We start from the raw sequence: 21160 nt of genomic DNA on the forward strand, positions 1-21160 counted from the left end.
TCCAGCCGAGGCCGCTCGATCGACGTCCGGGGCACGGCGGCTCCACGAAGTCCCACTCGACATAGGTCAGTTCATGGCGGCGTATCACCCGATCATGATCCACCAGCCGAGATCACATTGACGACAGACTCCAGCGGTGGTCAGGTGGCGGACTCAGTCCTGTGGGTCGGCATGGCCCACAACATCCCGTCCTGGCTGCTCGCCTCCGGCCTTGTGGCGCTCGGCATGGACTGGAAACAGGCCGTCCTCACCATCGCGCTCGCCAACCTGATCGTGCTCGGCCCGATGCTCCTCACCGGGCACGCCGGACCCAAGTACGGCATCCCCTTCCCCGTTCTGGCCCGCGCCTCCTTCGGGCTGCGCGGCGCCAACCTGCCCGCGCTGATCCGGGCCGCGGTGGCCTGCGCATGGTTCGGCATCCAGACCTGGATCGGCGGCGTCGGCATCTTCACCCTGCTCGGGAAGATCTTCGGCGGCTGGGCGAAGGCGGCCGAGATCGGCGGGCAGCCGTGGACGCTCTGGCTCTGCTTCATTCTCTTCTGGGCGCTCGAACTCGCCATCATCTACCGGGGGATGGACGCCCTGCGCCGGTTCGAGAACTGGGCGGCCCCGTTCGTCATCGTCGGCGCCGTGGTGCTGCTGGTCTGGGTCGCCGTCAAGGCCGGCGGCTTCGGCCCGCTGCTCGACCAGCCCTCGAAGCTCGGCTGGGGCAAGGAGTTCTGGCCGGTCTTCTTCCCCTCCCTGATGGGCATGATCGCCTTCTGGGCCACGCTCTCCCTCAACATCCCCGACTTCACCCGCTTCGGAGCCGGCCAACGTGCCCAGATCCGGGGCCAGTTGTTCGGCCTTCCCACCACGATGACGCTCTTCGCCCTGCTCTCCGTCCTGGTCACCTCCGGCTCGCAGGCCGTGTACGGGGAGGCGATCTGGGACCCGGTCCAACTCGTCGCCCGGACCGACAACGTCTTCGGGCTGCTCTACGCCCTGGTCACGGTGCTGGTCGCGACGGTCTCCGTGAACATCGCGGCGAACGTCGTGTCACCCGCGTACGACCTGGCGAACCTCGCCCCCAAGCTCATCAATTTCCGTACGGGCGCCCTGATCACGGGTGTCGTCGGCGTGCTCATCATGCCGTGGAAGCTCACCGAGACCCCCGAGTTGTACATCTTCACCTGGCTCGGCCTGGTCGGCGGACTGCTCGGTACGGTCGCGGGCATCCTGATTGCCGACTACTGGATCGTCCGCCGCACCGTGCTCGACCTGGCGGACCTCTACCGCCCCGGCGGCCGCTACTGGTACGCCAACGGCTGGAACTGGCGGGCGGTTGTCGCGTTCGCCGTCGGCGGAGTCCTGGCGATCGGCGGCTCCCACTCGGCCCCCGGCGCCGGCCCGTTCCCGGCCGACGGCCTGATCCCGTTCCTGAAGCCGCTCGCGGACTACGGCTGGGCGGTCGGACTGGCCTCGTCGCTGGTGTTGTACGCGGTGCTGAGCGGGCGCTCCGTCTCCGGCGTCACAGCGGCGCGGTCCGACGGGTCAGCAGCGCGTTGATGTCGTACGTCTGATCCGGCGGCGGCGTGGCCGTGGGCACCGGCTTGTCGAAGGCCGAGAGGCCCACGACCGCGTTCGCCCCGCCGCCCCGGACCGTGATCCTCAGCGGGTACGGCTTGCCGGTGGCCGCGACGTACACCGTCTGCGTCCTGCCGTCCCTGAGCCTGGTCACCGGCACCACGGGAGCCCCGTCGAGCGTGGTCCTGCGGCCCTTGTTCAGCGTGCCCCGGCCGTTGTCCGCGTGATCGCCGACCAGCTTCCGGAAGGTGTTCAGATCGCATGCGTGCGTCACGCCGCCCAGCCTCGGATCGGTGGCCGAGGCCTTCATGTAGCGCCCGTTGAGGATCGCGGCGAAGGCCGCGCCGCCGTCCGGCACCTGGCTCTTCCAGAAGGCCGCGTCCGGCTTGACCCAGACGTCGTTGCCGCGCTTCACGACCCGGACCGATCCCTGGCTGCTGCCGAGGTCCACCGAACCGGTGCAGTCGCCGTTCCGGTCGAGGGTGAGATCCAGGGCCGTCGAGGGGCTGCCCCTGCCGAGTGTGCCGCGCGTGCTGACGTGCAAGGAGTGGGCGCTCAGGAGCGCGTCGCGCGAGCGGTCGGCGATCTGCTGGGCGGAGAGCTTGTCGATGCCGTTGTCCGCCCGGGCCACACCGCCGCCTATGACACCGCCGCTCGTGAGCCCCAGCACGAGGACCGCCGCCCAGGCGGCCTGGCGTGTGCCGATGAGTTGGCCGGTCACGGCGCCTCCCTCGAAGGGCCCGTCGGGCCTGTTCAGGTGTGCGATCCGATCCTTTTGAGCGTACGCCGGGCAGGTGCGGGTCGCGCGACGGCGAATCACCCGCCGAGCGTATACACACGGTGATGTTTTGCCTCGTTTTGTGTCATGGGTGGCGGGGGACGGTTGCCGACGCACCGAGTTCGTCACCGACGAGGAGGCACAGGAAGACATGAAGCTGTCGATGGGGAGCGTGTCCAGGACTGTGCTCCGTGGCGTCGTCGTCGCAGGGGCGGCCACGGCGCTCGCGGTACCCGCGACCGTGGCCACCGCCGTGACACCCGGAGCGACGCCGCCCGGTCTGTCCTGCGAGACCGGAAAGCACGAGATCGACGACTACACGGGCTACGCGCTGTGCCGCAACGACGGAAGCACGGCCCGGACCTTCTGGGTGCATCTGGTCTGCGGCTGGTCCCCGGACGTGGACGGTGAACACGTCACTCTCAATCCGGGGCAGTCCGGTCAGTCCACCGCGCACTGTGCGGGTCTCGGGACCGGGATCGGCGAGATCAGCGTCCAGCCGTAGGCGGTGGGCGGTGGAGGGGCGGGTGGTGTCCTCCTCCGCTCGACCCTCTCTGCGCTCAGCCTTCCTCCGAACGGTTGAGCGGACCGCCCATGACTCGTTACCCTCCGGTAAGTTCGTTCGGGCGTATAGGTGCGGGCGTGCGCACCTGCCGAGGCGAGGAAGGCGGGCAGCCCATGTCCTCTACGGAAGCCGTCGACATCACCGAACCGGCCGGCCCGACCGGACTGGCCGACAGCGCACGGGAGCTGGCCGAAGGCCGTACTACCTCGACCGAGCAGGTGGCCGAGGCCCTGCGCCGCATCGAGGCGAGCCAGGGCACCCTGAATGCCTTCCGGCACCTGCGCACCGAGGCCGCGCTCGCCGAGGCCGCCGAGGCCGACCGCAGGCTCGCCGCGGGGGAGCGGCTGCCCCTGCTCGGCGTGCCGGTCGCCGTCAAGGACGACACCGATGTCCTCGGCATGCCGACCTACTTCGGCTGCGACGGCGATCTGCCCGCCGCCACCGCCGACAGCGAGGCCGTACGCAGGCTGCGGGCCGCCGGGGCCGTGATCGTCGGGAAGACCAACTCCTGCGAGCTGGGTCAGTGGCCGTTCACCGAGGGCCCCGCCTTCGGCGCCACCCGCAACCCCTGGAACACCGGACACACCCCGGGCGGCTCGTCCGGCGGGTCCGCGGCCGCCGTCGCCGCCGGGCTCGTACCCGCCGCGCTCGGTTCGGACGGCGCCGGGTCCGTACGGATCCCGGCGGCCTGGACCCATCTCGTCGGCATCAAACCGCAGCGCGGCCGGATCTCCGTCCATCCGCAGAGCGACGCCTTCCAGGGCCTGACCGTCAACGGACCGCTGGCCAGGACCGTCGCCGACGCCGCCCTGCTGCTCGACGCCGTCGCCGGCCCCCACCCCGACGACCCGCACCGCCCGCCCCCCGTCGCGGCCTCGGCCGCCGCCCGCCGCGATCCGGGCAGACTGCGCATCGCCCTCGCCTGGCGCCCCCCGCTCACCCTCACCGGCTCCGCACCCCACCCCGAAGTGCGGCGCGCCGTCACCGCACTGGCCGAGGCCCTCGCCCGCCTGGGCCATGACGTCGAGGAGGCCAGGCCCCGCTACGGGCTGATCGGCCTCGGCTTCGTCCCCCGCGCCACCGCCGGGATCGCCGAACTCGCCGCCCGCCACCCCGACCCCGCCCTCCTCGACCCGCGCACCCGCAGCGCCCTGCGCACCGGCACGCGGCTCGGCGGCCGGGTGGTGCGCGCGGCCAGGGAGCGGGAGGTCCGCCAGCACCGCAGGATCGGCGCGTTCTTCCGTACCTCCCGGGCCGGCGCCGGCTACGACGTGCTGCTCACCCCCACGACCGCCCTGCCACCGCCCCCGATCGGCCGGTTCGACGGACTGAGCGCCTGGCGCACCGATGTGGCGATGACCGAGGCCTGCCCGTACGCCTGGCCCTGGAACGTGCTGGGCTGGCCCGGCATCAACGTACCGGCCGGGTTCACCGCCGACGGGCTGCCCGTCGGCGCCCAGCTGCTCGGCCCCTCCCGCAGCGAGGAACGGCTGATCTCCCTCGCCGCCCAGCTGGAGGCCGACCGCCGCTGGTACGAGCACCGGCCGCCCGTCCAGGGTCTCTTGGTCAGCCCGGGCGACGGGCGCTGACCACCCACACCCCCGCCCGCAGCAGCACACCGTCCGGGGTCTCGTGCGACAGCAGCACCTCCGTCATCGCGGCCCGGGTCTCCGCGGAGACGGCCGGCCCCGGCGTCCGGGACACGAAGAACTCCACCACGTCCGCCGCGTCCCGGCCCCAGCGGGTGGCCGCGTCCACGGCGACCGCGGAGATCTCCGTGAACCCGGCCGCGCCCAGCACGTCGTGGAGGCGCTCCGGATCGGAGAGGGAGGCCATCGCCGTCGCCACCGCGCTCTCCGAGGTGTGGTCCCGGCCCAGCAGCGAGGCCAGCAGGCCCAGCACCTTGCTCTCCCCGCTGTCGGCCCGCGGGGGCTGCGGGCAGATGAAGGCCAGTCTGCCGCCGGGCCGCAGCGCGCCGGCGATATGCGTGAAGGCGGCGATGTGGTCCGCGAAGAACATCACACCGCCCCGGCTGATCGCCACGTCGTAGCCGCCCGGCTCGAACGGATGCGTCTGCGCGTCCCCCGACTCGTAGGAAACGGACGGGTATTGCGCTGCCGGGGTGAGGGACCGGGCCCGCTCCAGGAGCGGCGCCGAGATGTCCACGCCGGTGACCCGTCCCCGCGGCGCGCGCCGCGCGGCCGTCCGGGTCGTGTGGCCGCTGCCGCAGCCGATGTCGAGAACCCGGTCGGCCGCAGCGATCGCCGCAGCGTCGAACAGTGGCGCGTCGAACCCCGCCAGCATGGCGTTGTAGCGGTCCGGATGGTCGGCCCAGTGCCGGCCGATCGGCCCGTTCCAGGTGTCGGTGGCGGTCATGCGTGCTCCTTCGTCGTGGTGGTGAGGACGGCCTCGACGCGCTCGACGGCGCAGATCGCACCGAACGCGATCAGATGGACCAGGCAGTGGTCGGTGCGCGGCGGTACCCGCCAGGCGGCCACGTCGTCATCGGTGATCCGGTACGGCGCACGGGCCGCGAGCAGCGCCAGCCGGGCGCCCGGCAGCGCGTCCCGGTCCGGCAGCCGCGCGCCGTGCAGCGGCAGGGGAGTCACACCGTCCCAGGCCGCCACCGACTCCCGTACGAGAGTGAGTTCCTCGTCGCTCAGCAGTCCCGCGCCGAGCCGTGCCGCCGTACGCAGCGCGCCGAACGCCGTACCGATCGCCGTGCCCGCCGCCCACCGCGGTGGCTCGCCCTCCGTTTCGAGCAGCGCCAGACTCTCCCCGGGCGTCAGCTCACGGCGCACGGTGCCGGCCAGGGAACGGCCCGCCACGGTCCGTACGAGGCGGTACTTCTGCGCGCCGCCGGGCAGCGCGTTCTCGGTCAGCAGCGACGACACGATCCGGTTGATGAAGTGGAAGGCGAGCGCCGTCCCGATGTGCTCGGCGGCCTGCTCGGCCGGGAACGGCCGCGCGGTGCTCATGTCCTGCCCCCAGGCGAGCAGTTGACGGTGCCAGGGGTCCTTCGGTTGTTCGCCGCGCGCGAGCGTCTCGGCCAGCCGGTGGTCGCCGGTGGCGTGCAGCAGCATGATGTGCGCGTCCACGCAGAACGGACAGCGGTTGGCGAGGGAGACCCCGGCGGCCACCACCTCCTTGTCCGTGCGCGGCGCCCGCCCGGCCAGCAGGGACTCCCGCAGCACGGCCCAGGTACCGGCCAGCAGGGGTGGCGCGGCGGACAGGACGACGAAGACCCGGGCACGGTCGATGCCGAAATCGGTGCCCAGTTGGGCGTACACGTCGGCGACCGTGCCGGTCGCCGACTTCGGAGGTACGGGTGAGGTGTAACGGAAAGGTCCGGTCATGGCGAAGATGCTCGCCCGCCCACCCGCCCCAGGTCGTCGTACCCCCGGAGACAGTCGCGGCTGATCCCGCGCGATCCACCGACGCCGTGACTACTCCCCCCGGAGTAGTCACGCACCCGTCCCCGGGGGTGATGCCGCCACGGCCGTACGGAAGCTAGGGTGCCGCACATGCGGGGGGACAAGAAGGACACCGATCGGCGGACTCGCCTGCTGGACACGGCACTTGCCGTCGTCATCGCCGTGGCGGTCACCGCCGCGGCCGTCGTCGCCTCGGCGCCCGACGTCCTCGACCTGCTGCTCGTCGCGGCCGGCGCACTCGTACTCGCCGGGCACCGCGTCGCCCCGCGCGCGGTCCTCGCCGTCACCACGCTCTGCATGCTCGGCTACGTGGTTCACGCGCACCCGGGAAGCTGGGCGGCGTTTCCCGTACTGGCCGCCGTGCACGCCGCCGCCCGCGGCGGACACCGCGCCTGGGGCGTCGCCGCGGGCGCCCTCTTCCTCGCCGGTTACTTCACGGTTCTCGCCATCGGCGCACCGGGCATTCGGGAGACCGTCGAACGGTCCCTGCTGCTGCTCGGCTGGTTCCTCTGCGCGGGCGTCACCGGACTGATCGACAAGAACTGGCAGGCGTATCTGCGCCAGACCGAACAGCGGGCTCTGGACGCCGAACGCAGCCGGGACGAGGCCGCGCTGCGCCGGGCGGGGGAGGAGCGGCTGCGGATCGCCCGTGAGCTGCACGACTCGCTCACCCACTCCATCTCGATCGTCAAGCTCCAGGCGGGAGTCGCCGTGCACCTCGCCCGTAAACGGGGCACCGGGGTGGAGCCCGCGCTGCTCGCCATCCAGGAGGCGAGCGGCGAGGCGATGCGCGAACTGCGGGCGACGCTGGAAGTGCTCCGGACCGATGTCGTCGAACCCGGCACCGGCCTCGACCGCATCGACGAGCTGGCCGAGCGGGCCCGCACCGCGGGCATCGTGCTCGACGTCACGGTCAGCGGCGACGAACGTCCTCTGCCTCCGGCCGTCGACCGGGCCGCGTACCGCATCGTGCAGGAGGCCCTCACCAATGTCGCCCGGCACGCCGGCCGCGCCACCACGACCGTCCGCCTCACCTACACCGAACGGGCCCTGACCGTGCGCGTCGACGACCAGGGACCCCGCACCGCGCATGACACCGTCACCGCGGGCACCGGACTCACCGGCATGCGTGAACGCGTCACGGCACTCGGCGGCGTCCTCGAAGCCGCCCCCCGGCCGGCCGGCGGCTTCTCCGTGTGCGCGGAGCTCCCCCTCCAGACCACCGGAACCCTCGGATGACCGAATCGGACGCGCCGCCGGTCCGGGTGCTGATCGTCGACGACCAGGCGCTGATGCGGGCTGGATTCCGGGCGCTGCTCGACGCGGAGGACGGCATCGAGGTGATCGGCGAGGCCGCCGACGGCCGCCACGGCCTGGAGCTCGCCCGGCTGCACACCCCGGACGTCGCCCTCGTCGACGTACAGATGCCGGTGATGGGTGGCATCGAGACCACCCGCGAGATCGCCGCCGACCCCCGGCTGGCCGCCGTCCACGTCGTGATCCTCACCAATTACGGCCTCGACGAGTACGTCTTCGACGCGCTGCGCGCCGGAGCCGCCGGGTTCCTCCTGAAGGACACCGAACCGGCCGAGCTCCTCCGTGCGATCCGCGTAGCGGCCGGCGGTGACGCGCTGCTCTCGCCCGCCATCACCCGCCGGTTGATCGGCGAATTCGTCGCGAGACCACCCGACCGGACCACCGCCCCCGGTTTCGAGAACCTCACCCGCCGGGAACGCGAAGTCAGCGCACTGGCGGCCCGCGGTCTCACCAACGAGGAGATCGCCGCACACATGGTGATCAGCCCGTTCACCGCGAAGACCCACATCAGCCGCGCCATGACGAAGCTGGGCGCCCGCGACCGGGCGCAGCTCGTCGTCTTCGCGTACGAATCGGGCCTCGTCACACCCCGCGAACCCCGCCCCTGACCCCGCATCGCGGCAGCCCGGCCCCCGAACCACGGCCGCGGACGTTCGCACCCGGGCGCCGTAGGCAGGATCATGGAACCGAACGGAGTGGATGGGTGGTGACCAGTATGGCGTCCGCAGGCCCGCAGTCGGCGCCCGGAGCCGAACCGTCGCAGCCCAGCAGCCCTCAGCACTCCTTCGACGCGGCGAACGACGCGACCGCGGTGGTCGCCGGGACCGGAACGGTCATCGGCTGGACGCACAGCGCGCAGGAACTGCTCGGCTACGGCGCGGCGGAGGTGGTCGGGCGCCCCGCCGGCTTCCTCCTCGCCATGCCCGGGGATCCGGCACGGGTGGCGGGCATCGCCGAACGCTGCCGCACGGGCGTGGGATGGAGCGGTGTCGCCACCGTGCGGCGGCGCGACGGGCAGCGGATCGAAGTGGATCTGCGGGTCTCGGCCGCGTTCCACCTGGACGGCAACGAGTGCTTCCTGGTCTCCGGGCGTGAACGGAGGCCGGAGTGGGCCGTCGGGCAGTCCGTGGTCGACGCCTTCCTGACCAGCTCACCGATCGGGATCGCGGTGCTGGACCCGCAGCTGCGCTACGTCTGGCTGAACGACACCCTGGAACGCATCGGCGGCGTCCCGCGGGCACAGAGGGTGGGCCGCGGACTGGCCGAAGTGCTCCCGGGAATGGCGGCCGACGCCCTGGAGACCCAGATGCGGCGGGTGCTGGACACCGGGGTCCCCGTCATCGACTACGAGTACAGGGGCTGGAGCTGGGCCGATCCGCACCGGGAGCGCGCCTACTCCACGTCGTTCTTCCCCCTGGTCGAAGGCGATGGCACCGTCACCGGCCTCTGCTACATGGTCCTGGACGTCACCGACCGGTGGAAGGCTCAGCAGCGCCTGGCCCTGGCCAATGACGCCGGAGCGAGCATCGGCTCCACCCTGGACGTGCTGCGCACCGCTCAGGAGCTGGCCGACTTCGCGGTGCCGCGGTTCGCCGACTTCGTCGTCGTCGACCTTTTGGAGCCGGTCGCCAGCCCGGAGGAGCCCGGCCGGTGGCCTCTCGGCCCGTGGCCTGCCGGTACATGGCCTGCCGGCGCGCCGGCCCGGCCGATGCTGCGCCGCGCGGGAATGAGTTCGGTCCGGGAGGGCTGCCCGGAGGCGATCCACCGGGTCGGGGACCTGGTGGACTCCGTTCCCCCGTCCCACGACGTCCGGTTCCTCAGAGAGGGCGAACCCCTCCTGGTCCCGGTCCTCGACTCCGTCAGGCGGCTGTGGGACGTCGAGCAGCCCGCCAGGGCGGCGACCATCCGCGAGTTCGGTTTCCACTCACTCATCGCCGTACCCATGCGGGCCCGGGACACGATGCTCGGCCTGACCACCTTCATACGATCGGTGAACCTGGTCCCTTTCGAACCCGACGACGTCCTGCCGGCCCGCGAAGTGGTGGCACGGGCGGCGGTGTGCGTGGACAACGCCCGCCGCTACACCCGCGAGCACGCCGCGGCGCTGACCCTCCAGCGCAGTCTGCTCCCGCACACACTGCCCGGAGGGATGGCCCTGGACGTGGCGTCCTCGTACCTCCCGGCGGACGCCAAGGACGGAGTCGGGGGCGACTGGTTCGATGTGATCCCGCTGTCCGGCGCCCGGGTCGCCCTGGTCGTCGGCGATGTCGTCGGCCACGGCATCAGCGCCGCCGCGACCATGGGCAGGCTCCGCACCGCCGTGCACACCCTCGCCGACATGGACCTTCCCCCCGACGAACTGCTGGCCCACCTCGACGACCTCGTCCTCCGGCTGGGCGACGAGGAACCCGACGGCGAGGCGAGCGGCACGACCGTGCTCGGCGCCACCTGCCTGTACGCGGTCTACGACCCGGTCACCCAGCTCTGCACGATGGCCCGCGCCGGCCATCCGCCCCCCGTCGTCGTCTTCCCGGACGGGCGTGTCAGCTTTCCCGAACTGCCCGCAGGGCCCCCGCTCGGCCTGGGCGGGATGCCCTTCGAGACGGCGGAGCTCACGCTGCCGGAAGGCAGCCTGATCGGCCTCTACACCAACGGCCTCATCGAAGGCAGGGACCGGGACGTCGATCTCGGCATGACTCGCCTCGGCGCCGCCCTGTCGCAGTGCGGACTCTCCCTCGACGCACTGTGCGCGACGGTCGTCGACCAGCTGCTCCCCGTACCGCAGCCCGACGACGTCGCCCTGCTGCTCGCCCGTACGCACGAGCTGAGCGCCGACCACGTCGTCTCCTGGGAGGTGCCCTCCGACCCGGCCGCCGTCGCGGGCGTCCGGACCCGCACGGCACGCGTGCTGAGGACCTGGGGCCTGGAGGAGCTGGAGATGACGACCGAGCTGATCGTCAGCGAACTGGTCACCAACGCGGTGCGCTACGCCGTCGGCCCGATCAGGCTGCGGCTGCTGCGCCAGTCCGTCCTGATCTGCGAGGTCTCCGACGCCAGCAGCACCTCTCCCCGGCTGCGGCACGCCAGGACGACCGACGAGGGCGGTCGCGGCCTCTTCCTCGTCGCCCAGCTGACCCGCCGCTGGGGCACCCGCTACACACCCGAAGGCAAGATCATCTGGACCGAGCAGGAACTTCCGGGGACGATGACGCGACGACCCCTATGACCCTCCCGATGGGCCGTCCGCAGCCAGGAATCCGGCGCTCGGTCACGGCACCCGGGCTGTCCACTCCGCGGTGCCGAACTTCGTACGTACGAGGTCCTCGGCCCGGGCCATCTCCTTGTCCGTCACCTTGCCCTGCGTGAGGCCGTGCCGGGTGCGGAAGGATTCGATCATCCGCTCGATGACGGCCTCGCGCGCCAGCCCGGTCTGACGGCGCAACGGATCGACGCGCTTCTTCGCGCTCTTGGTGCCCTTGTCGGAGAGCTTCTCCTTGCCGATGCGGAGCACCTCCAGCATCTTGTCGGCGTCGATGTCGTACGACATCGTCACGTGGTGCAGAACGGCACCCTCCCCGCCGACCACGCGCTTCTGAGCCGCTCCCGCGATCTTCCCCGCGTCCGTGGCGATGTCGTTGAGCGGCTGGTACCAGGCCTTGATGCCCATGTCGGCGAGGGCACCGAGCACCCAGTCGTCGAGATAGGCGTAGCTGTCGGCGAACGAGAGGCCCGAGACGAGCGAGTCCGGGACGGAGAGCGAGTACGTGATGGTGTTGCCGGGCTCCACGAACATGGCCCCACCACCGGATATGCGGCGGACGACGTTGATGCCGTGGCGCTGCGCACCTGCCGGGTCGACCTCGTTGCGCAACGACTGGAAACTGCCGATGATCACGGCGGGGGAGGCCCACTCCCACACCCGGAGCGTCGGCGGACGCCGGCCCGCGGCGACCTCGGCGGTGATGACCTCGTCGAGGGCCATGTGGAGCGCGGGGGACTGCGGGGCCTCGTGGATGAGCTGCCAGTCGTAGTCGCTCCACTCGGTGGCGTGCGCGAGGGCCCGGCGCACGGCGACGGCGACGCCCTCGGAGCTGAGGCCGAGCATCACGGTCGAGGCGGGGAGAGCCGCGTCGATCCGGGCGGCGAGAGCGGCGGTGCCGGTGTGGGCCGGGGCACCTTCCAGCGCCGCGTCGATCGCGAGAATCGCCTCGTCGGGCTCCAGGAAGAAGTCCCCGGCCACCCGTACGTTGCGCAACGCCCCGCCCTCGACGTCCAGATCGACGACGACGAGCTTGCCGCCCGGGACCTTGTACTCACCGTGCACAGCCATGCCTCCAGATCCACCGGATTCCTTTACGAATCGGCACCGATCAGGCACAACGCCCCTGCCGCGCGATTTAATCCGCTGTTCCCATGGGGCCTCGCGTGCCTCCGGGCCTCGCGTGCCTCCGGGTCCCGCGTGCCTCCGGGTCCCGCGCGGCCCGGGTCCCGCGCGGCCCGAAGGAGCGCCACCGTCGAACCAGGCGGACTTGTAGGCGCCGCTCACGGGAACCTGGAGTGTGCGCGGCGTGGTGTTCGGGAAGCTGGACGGCCCGCGCCGCCGAGGGCGGCTGACGCCCTCGCGCCGGGGGGCGAGTTGGACGTGTCCCTCATCGACAGGACGGTCCGGGGCCGTGCGGTGGGTGGACACCACGCGGCCCCGGACCGTTTGGGACGCTGTTTCGAGGGGGGTGGGTCAGCCCTTGCGGGTCTTGACCTCTTCGGTGAGCTGGGGCACGACCTGGAAGAGGTCGCCGACGACTCCGTAGTCGACGAGGTCGAAGATCGGGGCCTCGGCGTCCTTGTTGATCGCGACGATCGTCTTGGACGTCTGCATGCCCGCCCGGTGCTGGATCGCCCCGGAGATACCGGACGCGATGTACAGCTGCGGCGAGACGGACTTGCCGGTCTGGCCGACCTGGTTGGAGTGCGGGTACCAGCCCGCGTCCACCGCCGCCCGCGACGCACCGACCGCCGCACCGAGCGAGTCCGCCAGCGCCTCGATGACCGCGAAGTTCTCGGCGCCGTTGACACCCCGCCCACCCGAGACGACGATCGCGGCCTCGGTCAGCTCCGGACGCCCCGTCGACTCACGCGCAGCACGGGAAACGACCCGGGTGCCGGTGGCCTGCCCGGAGAACGACACCACCAGCTCCTGGACCGCACCCGCGGCCGGAGCGGCCTCCACGGCGGCGGAGTTCGGCTTGACCGTGATCACCGGAACACCCTTCGACACCCGGGACCTGGTCGTGAACGACGCGGCGAACGCGGACTGCGTGGCGACCGGACCCTGCTCACCGGCCTCCAGATCCACCGCGTCCGTGATGATCCCCGAACCGATCCGGACCGCGAGACGCGCCGCGATCTCCTTGCCCTCCGCGGACGAGGGAACCAGCACCGCGACCGGCGAGACCGCCTCGACCGCCGCCTGCAGCGCATCGACCTTCGGCACCACCAGATACTCACCGAACTCCGGCGCGTCAGCCGTCAGGACCCGCACCGCACCATGCTCGGCCAGCACCCCGGCCGTGCCCGCGGCACCCGCACCCAACGCGAGCGCGACCGGCTCACCGACACGACGCGCCAGCGTCAGCAGCTCCAGCGTGGGCTTGCGGACAGCACCATCCACGTGATCGACAAAAACGAGAACTTCAGCCATGAGACTTCAATCTCCTGCGAGTTGCGAAGAAAAACGAGAACAGGAACACAGGGACGACACCAGCACCAGCACCGGCACCGGCACCGGCACCGGGACGGGGGCCGCCGCAGTCAGGACCGGGCCGCAGCCGAGACCGCAGTCAGGACCGGGGCCTGGTCCGGGGTCAGATGAACTTCTGACCCGCCAGGAACTCGGCCAGCTGCTTGCCGCCCTCGCCCTCGTCCTTGACGATCGTGCCCGCCGTACGGGCCGGACGCGCCGCCGCCGCATCGACCACGGTCCACGCACCCGCCAGACCGACCTCGTCCGCCTCGATCCCCAGATCCTCCAGATCCCAGGACTCCACCGGCTTCTTCTTCGCCGCCATGATCCCCTTGAACGAGGGATACCGCGCCTCACCCGACTGGTCCGTCACCGACACCACCGCCGGAAGCGAAGCCTCCAACCGCTCCGACGCCGTGTCACCGTCACGCCGGCCCCGCACGACCCCGTCCGCCACCGACACCTCCGACAGCAACGTCACCTGCGGAACACCCAGACGCTCCGCCAGCAGCGCCGGAACCACACCCATCGTCCCGTCCGTCGACGCCATACCAGCGATCACCAGGTCGAAACCGGCCTTCTCGACCGCCTTCGCCAGCACCAGCGACGTACCCATGACATCCGTGCCGTGCAGACCGTCGTCCTCGACATGAACAGCCTTGTCCGCACCCATCGACAACGCCTTGCGCAACGCGTCCTTCGCATCCTCCGGACCCACCGTCAACACAGTGATCTCCGCACCGTCCGCCGCATCCGCGATCTGCAGCGCCTGCTCCACCGCGTACTCGTCGAGCTCCGACAGCAGACCGTCGACATCCTCACGATCCAGAGTCAGGTCATCGGCGAAATGCCGGTCCCCCGTGGCGTCGGGCACGTACTTCACACAGACAACGATCCTCAAGCTCACGCCGGCTCTCCTACCTGGGTATGGTCCGTACGGACGACGATATGGCACTCAGTACCCTCTGTAAAGGAACCTAGTGCCAGAAGGGGCCTTCCGGTGCTACGTTCCCCGCATGACTGACGCAAGCAAACCGGCGAAGAAGGCCCCCATGCGGGAGGTGCTCGCCCAGGCTGCCTTCCAGCTCTTCCTGGAGCGGGGCTTCGAGCAGACCACGGTGGACGACATCGTGGCGCGGGCCGGGGTCGGGCGCCGGTCGTTCTTCCGGTACTTCCCGTCCAAGGAGGACGCGGTCTTCCCGGATCACGAACGCTGTCTCGCCGACATGACCGCCTTCCTGGCGACGGTCGGTGACGCGGAGCCGGTCGACGCGGTGTGCGACGCGGCCCGGCTCGTCCTGCGGATGTACTCCGCCAACCCCGAATTCTCCGTCCAGCGCTACCGGCTCACCCGGGAGGTGCCCGGACTGCGCACCTACGAACTGTCCGTCGTGCGCCGCTACGAGCAGACGCTGGCCGGCTATCTCCGGGACCGGTACGGCGCGTCGGGGGACGGTGCGTTGCGGGCCGAGGTGATTGCCGCGTCCGTCGTCGCCGCGCACAACAACGGGCTGCGGACCTGGCTGCGTTCGGGCGGTGACGGGGACGCGGAGGCCGCGGTGGATCACACCCTCGGGCTGGTGCGCCAGGTGTGGGGGAGCGCGGCGGCCGGGGGCGCGCCCTCGCCCGACGACGACGTGGTCGTCATGGTCGCGGCGAAGGGCGCTCCGATGTGGCGCGTCGTGCAGCAGATCGAGTCGGCCCTGGGCCAGGGCTGACACCTGACCGTACGATCATCTGGCACTCAGTGCCTTTACCTTTCGGCACTCAGTGTCCTATGGTGCGGACGCGCCGACGTGCAGGTGCGGCGTGTCCGAGGCGAGCGCAGGGGGTCGCACATGTCCCAGTCATCAAGTGGCACCGTGCAGACGGTGCATGAGGAAGCCGGCCTGCACTACCACCGGTGCCGCTGGTGCGGCACCGCCTCCTTCCGGAGGCTGCTGTGTCCGGTGTGCGCATCGAGTGATCTGAAACCCGAACACAGCGCCGGGCTGGGCGTCGTGGTGAGGTCCGGGGTCGTGCACCGCTACACGGAAACGGCGCGCAACGAGTCCCTCGTCCGGCTCCCCGAGGGCTTCGTGTTCCGCTGCCGCGTCGTCGGCGCCGCGCCGCACCTGGTGTCGCCCGGTGCCCGGGTCCGCCCGGTCGCCGGTGGTGATCCGGATGCGGGCGAGGTGGTCTTCGAGCTCTGCGAACCACCCGCGCGCGACGAGTGGTTCTGATCGTTCTCGTGGTTCTTTCCGGCCCCGGCCGTCATGGGTCCGCCCTTCGCGTAGATGAAGTAAACGGCGCGGCCCGGGAGCCGACATCGTCCTTCGACGTCCACACATTTGGTCAGCGATGCCGTGGGCAATCGCCCGGCGTATACGGGGGAACAGCCCCGAGCCGGTCGACGGCCGCTGCTGTCAGTGCGGTGATCGCCGGGGGCAGGGCCGTGCGGATGTCCGGGGCGAAATGGGGGGAATGGTTGGGCGGGAGGAGTGCGGGGGAGACGGCCCACTGCTTTGGGCTCGCGGTCCCGAACATCCAGTAGACCAGGGGGATTCCGGCCTCACCGTGCACGGCGAGGCCCGCATCGCCGTAGAGGGGGAAGTCCTCGGCCGCCATCGACGGCGGCCAGGTGCCGACCCGTTGCGGGCCGTAGAGGGCGGTGTGAACGTTGCGGATCGCCCGGGTCGTGGCGGGGTCGCCCCACAGCGCGGGTGAGCGGGACACCGTCGTGAGGTCCGGTTCGCGCGGGCAGGCCGCGGCGCCGCACTCGGCCCGTACGATCCGCTCCACCGCCGCCAGGGCACGGTTCAGGGACTCGTCGGTGAGCGCCCGCAGACCGATGCCGAGTTCGGCCGTGTCCGGGACCACGTTCACCGCCGTGCCCGCCCGCACGGTGCCGACGGTCAGGGTGACCTGTTCGGCGGGAGCGCTCTCGCGGGAGACGACGGTCTGGAGACGGCTGATCACGGCCGCCGCCGTCACCACGGGGTCCACGGTGAGGTGGGGGGTGGCGGCGTGGCCGCCCCGGCCGTGCAGTACGACGCTCAGGGCCGCGCTCGCCGCGGCGACCGGGCCGTGGCCGCTGCCGTGCGCGACCATTCCCGCGGGCAGCGGTGCCGTGTGCTGGGCCAGGACGACGTCCGGTCTGCCGAAGCGCGCGTACAGGCCGTCGTCCAGCATCGCGCGGGCTCCCGTCAGGGTCTCCTCGGCCGGCTGGCCGAGGACGACGAGGGTGCCGCGCCAGTGCGCGGTGGTGCGGGCCAGCAGGTCCGCCGTGCCGGCCGCGGCGGCCAGGTGCAGGTCGTGGCCGCAGGCGTGCATGGCGCCGTTGTCGCTCGCGTACGGGAGGCCGGTGACCTCCTCCAGGGGCAGGGCGTCCAACTCGGCGCGCACGTACACGCGCGGGCCCTCGCCGTTGCGGAGTTCACCGACCACACCATGGCCTCCGATGCCGCGGGTCACCTCGCAGCCGAGGGCGGCGAGCCGGTCGGCGAACAGTGCCGCCGTACGGCGCTCCTCGCCGGAGAGCTCCGGGTTGCGGTGGACGTCCAGGTAGAGGGTGAGAGCCGGGCGGACCACCTCGTCGGCGCGGGCGAGAGTGGGGTGGGTCTGGGGCATATCGGGGCTCCTCGGCGGATGTGTGCGGCCGTTGCTGTCGGGTGCTGGCGCGGCGTGCCAGCGATGTGTGTGCGGGAGGCATGCCGAACGGTGAGCGGTGGCCGGTGGAATGAGTGGCACACACCGGTAGCCGGCGAGCCCGGCCCGGGCCCCGATCAGGAGGAGACACCATGAACAAGGACCTGAGCACCCTCGCCGACGAGATCCTCGAGCTCGAGGCCGAGACCTTCGAGATCTCCGACTACTCGGACGCCAGCGAGGTCGTGCTGGCCGGTTCCACCAGCTGCAGCTCGACCTCGACCTGCAGCTCCACCACCAGCACCACGTCCTGCACCGCCTGATTGGTCGTCAGCAGCGGCAGGGTTCACACCCGGTACCCGTTCCCGCGGGTACCGGGCGTCCCGCGATTCCAGGACAGCGGTCGCTTACGGGAACGGGTGCGGGACCATGCGGATCTCGGCGTCGGTCAGGTCCGTTGTGCGGTGGCCGCCGCGTCGCAGGGCGGTGCGCAGGCGAGGCATCAGAGGGGCCCGCTGCCGGTTCCAGCCGAAGTCGATCGGCAGAAGTCCCGGCACCAGGGTGCTGACGGTGCGCAGGCCGACGCGTTCCTGTTCCGGGGTGGTCTGGTCGACGACGATCACGTCATGGCCGGCCCGGACGAGTTCGCCGATGACGGCTCGGGCGTCGTCGGGCAGGTCGCCGGTGCGGGGCCGGCCGGCCGACTCCCAGTCCCGGTAGACCTCGTCGAAGGGGAGTACGGCCAGGGGCTCCAGATAGCTGCGGGCGTGCTCGGCCATCCTCGGCAGCCCGTAGAGCTGGGCGTGGTCCTTGAGGTGACGGACCTGGTGGAAGTCGTCCGCCATCGCCTCCAGTTCGTCCCGGCGCTCCTCGGTCTGACGGGAGAGGTGCGGGATATAGGTGAGTACCTCCGACAGGGCGCCCTCGACCGCGCCCAGCGGGTCCAGCGAGGCGGCCGCCGCGAAGGACAGGATGCCGGGGCCGCCGTCACGGCGTACGGCCACCGCGGTGACCACGGGGACGGCCAGGTCGACGCGGTTGTCCAGGGTGTGTACGTCGTAGCCCTGGAGCGCGGCCCGTTGCGCCATCACGGCCGCGGTACGGCTGCCGACGGTCGCCAGGTCGATCTCGGTGAGCCGGGCGTTGCCGTACCAGGCGTTGAGGAAGGCGTCGCGCTCGACGAGTTCGAGGAGGCCGCCGAGGACCGCCTCCTCCAACAGCCGCCGATGGCACAGCCGTTGGAGCACTCGAAGACGAAGTTGTCGGCCGCCAGGCCGGCGCTGTAGTAGACGAGGCGGGAGGGGATTAGGACCGGCCGGTCGTCGCGCAGGGACCAGCCCCACTCCCAGGGGATGGCGCGGTCCGGGGCGAACGGGTCGACCAGCGGGTCGTCGCGGTAGGTGCGCGGGTCGTAGAAGCCGCAGACGGCGGGGTCGACCGCGTCCGCCTTCAACTCGTTCCAGGAGCCGGTGACGGGCGTGGACCGGCCGCGCCGGTGGGTTCCGGCGTAGCGCTCCAGGCCTTCCAGGAAGGCGAGGGTGCGGCTGGTGGAGAAGGAGTTCTCCTGGCCGCTCCAGGTGACGTCGTTGAGCCCGGCGTAGCCGCGTACGAAGACGCTGCCGGCGACCGGCGCGGTGGTCGGGGAGGTGACGTCGAGCCAGGTGCCGCCGCCGAGCGCGCCGCAGACCGGGTTGGCGAGGGCCTCCTCCGGAAGGGCGTACGAGGATGCGTGGCGCAGCCGGTAGCGGGCGGGGTCGGGTTTGGGCCGCGCGGCGAGGGCCAGCGGGCGGGGTACGGCAGGGGTGCGGGGCGGGGCGCAGTCGGGGCAGAGTGGGTCGGCGAGGAGGGGGTACGTCCGTATACGGAGGGACCTCAGGTCGAGGCGGGACACCTGGGGCAGGCTGCGGTCTGCGGGCCCGGTGGTGGGGGGTTCGGCGCCCGGGTTGTCCAGCACGGCCCGGCAGAGGGCGGCGACGGCGTCGTAGGTGTATCCGGTGAGAAGTGGCCATGCTCCGGCCGGGCGTGGGCCGTCGGGGCCGCCGGTTTCCAGCGCGTCGCGTTCGCTGCGGCTGCGCAGCCATTGCCAGCGCATCGCCAGGCAGCGTCCGCAGGCGGGGGCGGTGCCGTCGCCGCCCCACGGTCCCACGAGCACGGCGGACGCGGTGAGATGGACACGCGCCCCGGCGCGGACGGCGGCCCAGGGGTCCGGGCCTGCCCGGTCGCCGAGGGCGGCGTCGGTGGTGCCGACGGGGACGACGGGGGTGTCGTGGCCGAGGCGGCCGGCGAGCGCCGAGCGGAGCTGGGCCCGCGCCAGGCCCATCGGCTGTGGCAGTTGCCGGGTAGCGGTGGTCATGACGACCTCGTCCAGCGGAAGGTCTTGACGGCGATCGCGCCGAAGACGAGAGCGAACACGGCGAGTCCGGCGCAGCCCACCGCGACGTCGGAGGCGTCACCCCGCCCGGCCAGCGCGTGGGACACCGCGTCGTTGAGGTAGCGCAGCGGCATGACCAGGGAGAACTTCTGGAGCCAGGAGGGCATGGCGTCGAGCGGGAAGAAGGACCCGGAGAGAAACGCCATGGGCAGCATCAGGAAGTTGGCGACGGCCGCGACGGACTCGGGGGTGTTGGCGAACGAGCCGATGATCACGCCGAGCAGCAGGAAGGTGGTGATGCCGAGGACGAGCACCGGGATCAGCAGCGGCCAGCCGGAGGCGGGTTCGAGGCCGAACAGCGGCAGCATCGCGACGCCGACGAACAGCACCGACTGGACGGCGCCCACGACCAGGGCGATGACGTAGCGGGAGCCGATGACGGCGGACAGCGGGGCCGGGGACATCCGGATCAGCCGCAGGATGTCGTCCGTGCGCCACTGCATGAGCGTGAACGCGATGCCGAACACGGCGGCGTTCGCCACACCCCAGGACAGGACTCCGGCGGCGGTGTACGAGAGGTAGGACAGGCCGCTCTGTTCGACGTCCTGGCCGCGGAAGATCAGGCCGAAGACGACGAGGAAGAGCAGCGGGAAGGCGAAGGTGAAGAAGAGGGTGGTCTTGTCGCGGACCTGGGCGCGGTATCCCGCTCCGGTCAGTGCGGCGTAGGCGCTCATGGCTGCTGCTCCGTGTTCTCGGTGTTCCGGCGGGCGCCCTGCGGGGCACCGGTGAGCCGGGCGGTCAGGTCGAGGTAGACGTCCTCGAGGCTGGCGGTGCGGGTCTGTACGCCGTCGAGTCCGGTGATCCGGTCGACTGCGCTGAGCACCTGCCGGCCGTGCGTGTCTCCAGGACGAGGGAGCCGCCCTGGACGGTGACCCGGTCGACACCGGAGATGGCCGCCGCCTCGTGTTCGTCCAGCCGCCCCAGCGGCAGCATCAGCCGGCTGGGGACCTCGGAGGCGCCGACGAGGTTGTGCGGGGAGTCGGTCACGGCGATCGAGCCGTTCACGAGGATGGCGATGCGGTCGCAGAGTGCCTCGGCCTCGTCGAGGTGGTGCGTGGTGTAGACGATGGTGCGGCCCTCGGCCTTCAGCCCGCGCAGTACCTCCCACAGGGCGCGGCGGGCCTGCGGGTCGAGGGCGGCGGTCGGCTCGTCGAGGAAGATCAGCTCGGGGCCGTGGACGAGGGCGGAAGCGATGGCCAGGCGCTGGCGCTGGCCGCCGGAGAGGCTTTCCACCCGCACGTCGCGCTGCTCGGTGAGCCCCACGGAGTCCAGGGTGGCGTCGACGGCTGCCCGGGAGGCACCGAAGAGCGCGGCCACGGTACGCAGGTGTTCGTGCGCGGTCTGCCGTACGAAGAACGCCGAGGACTGGGTCTGTACGCCGATGCGGGGGAGCAGCGCGGTGTTGCGCGGCCAGGGAGACTCTCCGAAAAGGGCGACCGAGCCCGTGTCGGCCCGGCGCAGTCCCTCCGTGATCTCCACCAGGGTGGACTTGCCCGCGCCGTTGGGGCCCAGGAGGCCGAAGAATTCGCCCCGGTGGATCTCCAGGGACACGTTGTCCACGGCCTGACGGTCTCCGTACCGCTTGGAGACCCCCTGTACGTGCACGGCGATGGTCGGGGGGTTGTCTTCGGCGGGTGTGGATGGCATGGCCTGTACCTCACTCATGTGGTGCCTGGATCCTTGTGGTCGGGGGTGTGTTCGC

General features: G+C 71.6%; 17 protein-coding genes and 2 pseudogenes. 9 read left to right on the forward strand and 10 right to left on the reverse strand.

From position 1 onward, the window contains the following. Positions 1–144 precede the first annotated feature (144 nt). Positions 145–1548, forward strand: a complete 1404-nt coding sequence (locus tag OG306_RS32985; protein ID WP_266904893.1) for an NCS1 family nucleobase:cation symporter-1 — start codon at positions 145–147, stop codon at positions 1546–1548. Here OG306_RS32985 and OG306_RS32990 read toward each other — a convergent pair. After that, positions 1511–2287 (reverse strand): hypothetical protein, encoded by a 777-nt coding sequence (locus OG306_RS32990; protein WP_266904891.1) that lies wholly within the window; start codon positions 2285–2287, stop codon positions 1511–1513. The two genes, OG306_RS32985 and OG306_RS32990, sit on opposite strands and share 38 nt — an antisense overlap. Positions 2288–2495: 208 nt before the next feature. On the opposite strand from OG306_RS32990, the gene OG306_RS32995 reads away from it, so the two are divergent. Both OG306_RS32995 and OG306_RS33000 read left to right on the forward strand, forming a co-directional pair. Next, a complete protein-coding gene (locus tag OG306_RS32995; RefSeq protein ID WP_266907562.1) occupies positions 2496–2849 on the forward strand; it encodes a hypothetical protein in 354 nt (117 codons plus the stop codon). Between the two features lie 173 nt (positions 2850–3022). Beyond that, a complete protein-coding gene (locus tag OG306_RS33000; protein WP_266749899.1) occupies positions 3023–4498 on the forward strand; it encodes an amidase in 1476 nt (491 codons plus the stop codon). Here the strand turns inward: OG306_RS33000 and OG306_RS33005 are convergent. Both OG306_RS33005 and OG306_RS33010 read right to left on the reverse strand, forming a co-directional pair. Then, positions 4476–5285: a class I SAM-dependent methyltransferase gene (locus OG306_RS33005; protein WP_371665961.1), complete on the reverse strand. Its 810-nt coding sequence runs from the start codon at positions 5283–5285 to the stop codon at positions 4476–4478. The genes OG306_RS33000 and OG306_RS33005 overlap by 23 nt on opposite strands. Next, the gene (locus OG306_RS33010; protein WP_266749902.1) at positions 5282–6265 is read right to left on the reverse strand and encodes a carboxymuconolactone decarboxylase family protein; all 984 of its coding nucleotides are present in this window, start codon (positions 6263–6265) and stop codon (positions 5282–5284) included. Before OG306_RS33010 ends, OG306_RS33005 begins: the two co-directional genes overlap by 4 nt. Before the next feature lie 168 nt (positions 6266–6433). Between OG306_RS33010 and OG306_RS33015 the strand changes: the two genes are divergently transcribed. The 3 genes from OG306_RS33015 (at position 6434) to OG306_RS33025 (ending at position 10886) form a co-directional block, all read left to right on the forward strand. After that, positions 6434–7582, forward strand: a complete 1149-nt coding sequence (locus OG306_RS33015; protein ID WP_266749904.1) for a sensor histidine kinase — start codon at positions 6434–6436, stop codon at positions 7580–7582. After that, the gene (locus OG306_RS33020; RefSeq protein ID WP_266749905.1) at positions 7579–8268 is read left to right on the forward strand and encodes a response regulator; all 690 of its coding nucleotides are present in this window, start codon (positions 7579–7581) and stop codon (positions 8266–8268) included. Before OG306_RS33015 ends, OG306_RS33020 begins: the two co-directional genes overlap by 4 nt. A 107-nt stretch (positions 8269–8375) precedes the next feature. Next, positions 8376–10886 carry a SpoIIE family protein phosphatase gene (locus OG306_RS33025; RefSeq protein WP_266752566.1) on the forward strand — a complete coding sequence of 837 codons (2511 nt, stop codon included), beginning with the start codon at positions 8376–8378 and terminating at the stop codon, positions 10884–10886. A 42-nt stretch (positions 10887–10928) separates the two neighbouring features. Here OG306_RS33025 and OG306_RS33030 read toward each other — a convergent pair whose 3' ends face one another. The 3 genes from OG306_RS33030 to OG306_RS33040 all read right to left on the reverse strand — a co-directional run bounded on the left by OG306_RS33030 (position 10929) and on the right by OG306_RS33040 (position 14307). Beyond that, the gene (locus OG306_RS33030) at positions 10929–11984 is read right to left on the reverse strand and encodes a lipoate--protein ligase family protein (protein ID WP_266752568.1); all 1056 of its coding nucleotides are present in this window, start codon (positions 11982–11984) and stop codon (positions 10929–10931) included. Positions 11985–12395: 411 nt separating this feature from the next. Next, entirely contained in the window at positions 12396–13358 is a 963-nt protein-coding gene (locus OG306_RS33035) for an electron transfer flavoprotein subunit alpha/FixB family protein (protein ID WP_266744697.1), read from the reverse strand. Positions 13359–13521: 163 nt separating this feature from the next. Continuing rightward, on the reverse strand, positions 13522–14307 hold the full coding sequence (locus OG306_RS33040; protein ID WP_266744698.1) for an electron transfer flavoprotein subunit beta/FixA family protein: 786 nt from the start codon (positions 14305–14307) through the stop codon (positions 13522–13524). 145 nt (positions 14308–14452) lie between these two features. On the opposite strand from OG306_RS33040, the gene OG306_RS33045 reads away from it, so the two are divergent. Both OG306_RS33045 and OG306_RS33050 read left to right on the forward strand, forming a co-directional pair. After that, the gene (locus tag OG306_RS33045; RefSeq protein ID WP_266752570.1) at positions 14453–15118 is read left to right on the forward strand and encodes a TetR family transcriptional regulator; all 666 of its coding nucleotides are present in this window, start codon (positions 14453–14455) and stop codon (positions 15116–15118) included. 120 nt (positions 15119–15238) lie between these two features. Next, positions 15239–15622 (forward strand): Zn-ribbon domain-containing OB-fold protein, encoded by a 384-nt coding sequence (locus OG306_RS33050; RefSeq protein ID WP_266749907.1) that lies wholly within the window; start codon positions 15239–15241, stop codon positions 15620–15622. Between the two features lie 112 nt (positions 15623–15734). On the opposite strand, the gene OG306_RS33055 is transcribed toward OG306_RS33050, so the two are convergent. Continuing rightward, positions 15735–17009, reverse strand: coding sequence for an amidohydrolase (locus tag OG306_RS33055; protein ID WP_371665962.1), 1275 nt, complete (start codon positions 17007–17009; stop codon positions 15735–15737). A 170-nt stretch (positions 17010–17179) separates the two neighbouring features. Here OG306_RS33055 and OG306_RS33060 point away from each other — a divergent pair, with 170 nt between their 5' ends. Next, positions 17180–17350 carry a thiazolylpeptide-type bacteriocin gene (locus OG306_RS33060; RefSeq protein ID WP_266749911.1) on the forward strand — a complete coding sequence of 57 codons (171 nt, stop codon included), beginning with the start codon at positions 17180–17182 and terminating at the stop codon, positions 17348–17350. An 84-nt stretch (positions 17351–17434) separates the two neighbouring features. On the opposite strand, the pseudogene OG306_RS33065 reads toward OG306_RS33060, so the two are convergent. From OG306_RS33065 to OG306_RS33075, 3 genes and pseudogenes are all read right to left on the reverse strand, one after another. Further along, positions 17435–19380: pseudogene (locus tag OG306_RS33065) on the reverse strand (TOMM precursor leader peptide-binding protein). Next, complete coding sequence (locus tag OG306_RS33070) at positions 19377–20132, reverse strand: ABC transporter permease (protein ID WP_266749914.1); 756 nt, start codon at positions 20130–20132, stop codon at positions 19377–19379. Before OG306_RS33070 ends, OG306_RS33065 begins: the two are co-directional and overlap by 4 nt. After that, positions 20129–21123, reverse strand: a pseudogene (locus OG306_RS33075) (ABC transporter ATP-binding protein). Before OG306_RS33075 ends, OG306_RS33070 begins: the two are co-directional and overlap by 4 nt. Positions 21124–21160: the final 37 nt, after the last annotated feature.

Source organism: Streptomyces sp. NBC_01241 (genome assembly GCF_041435435.1).
Lineage (GTDB): Bacteria > Actinomycetota > Actinomycetes > Streptomycetales > Streptomycetaceae > Streptomyces.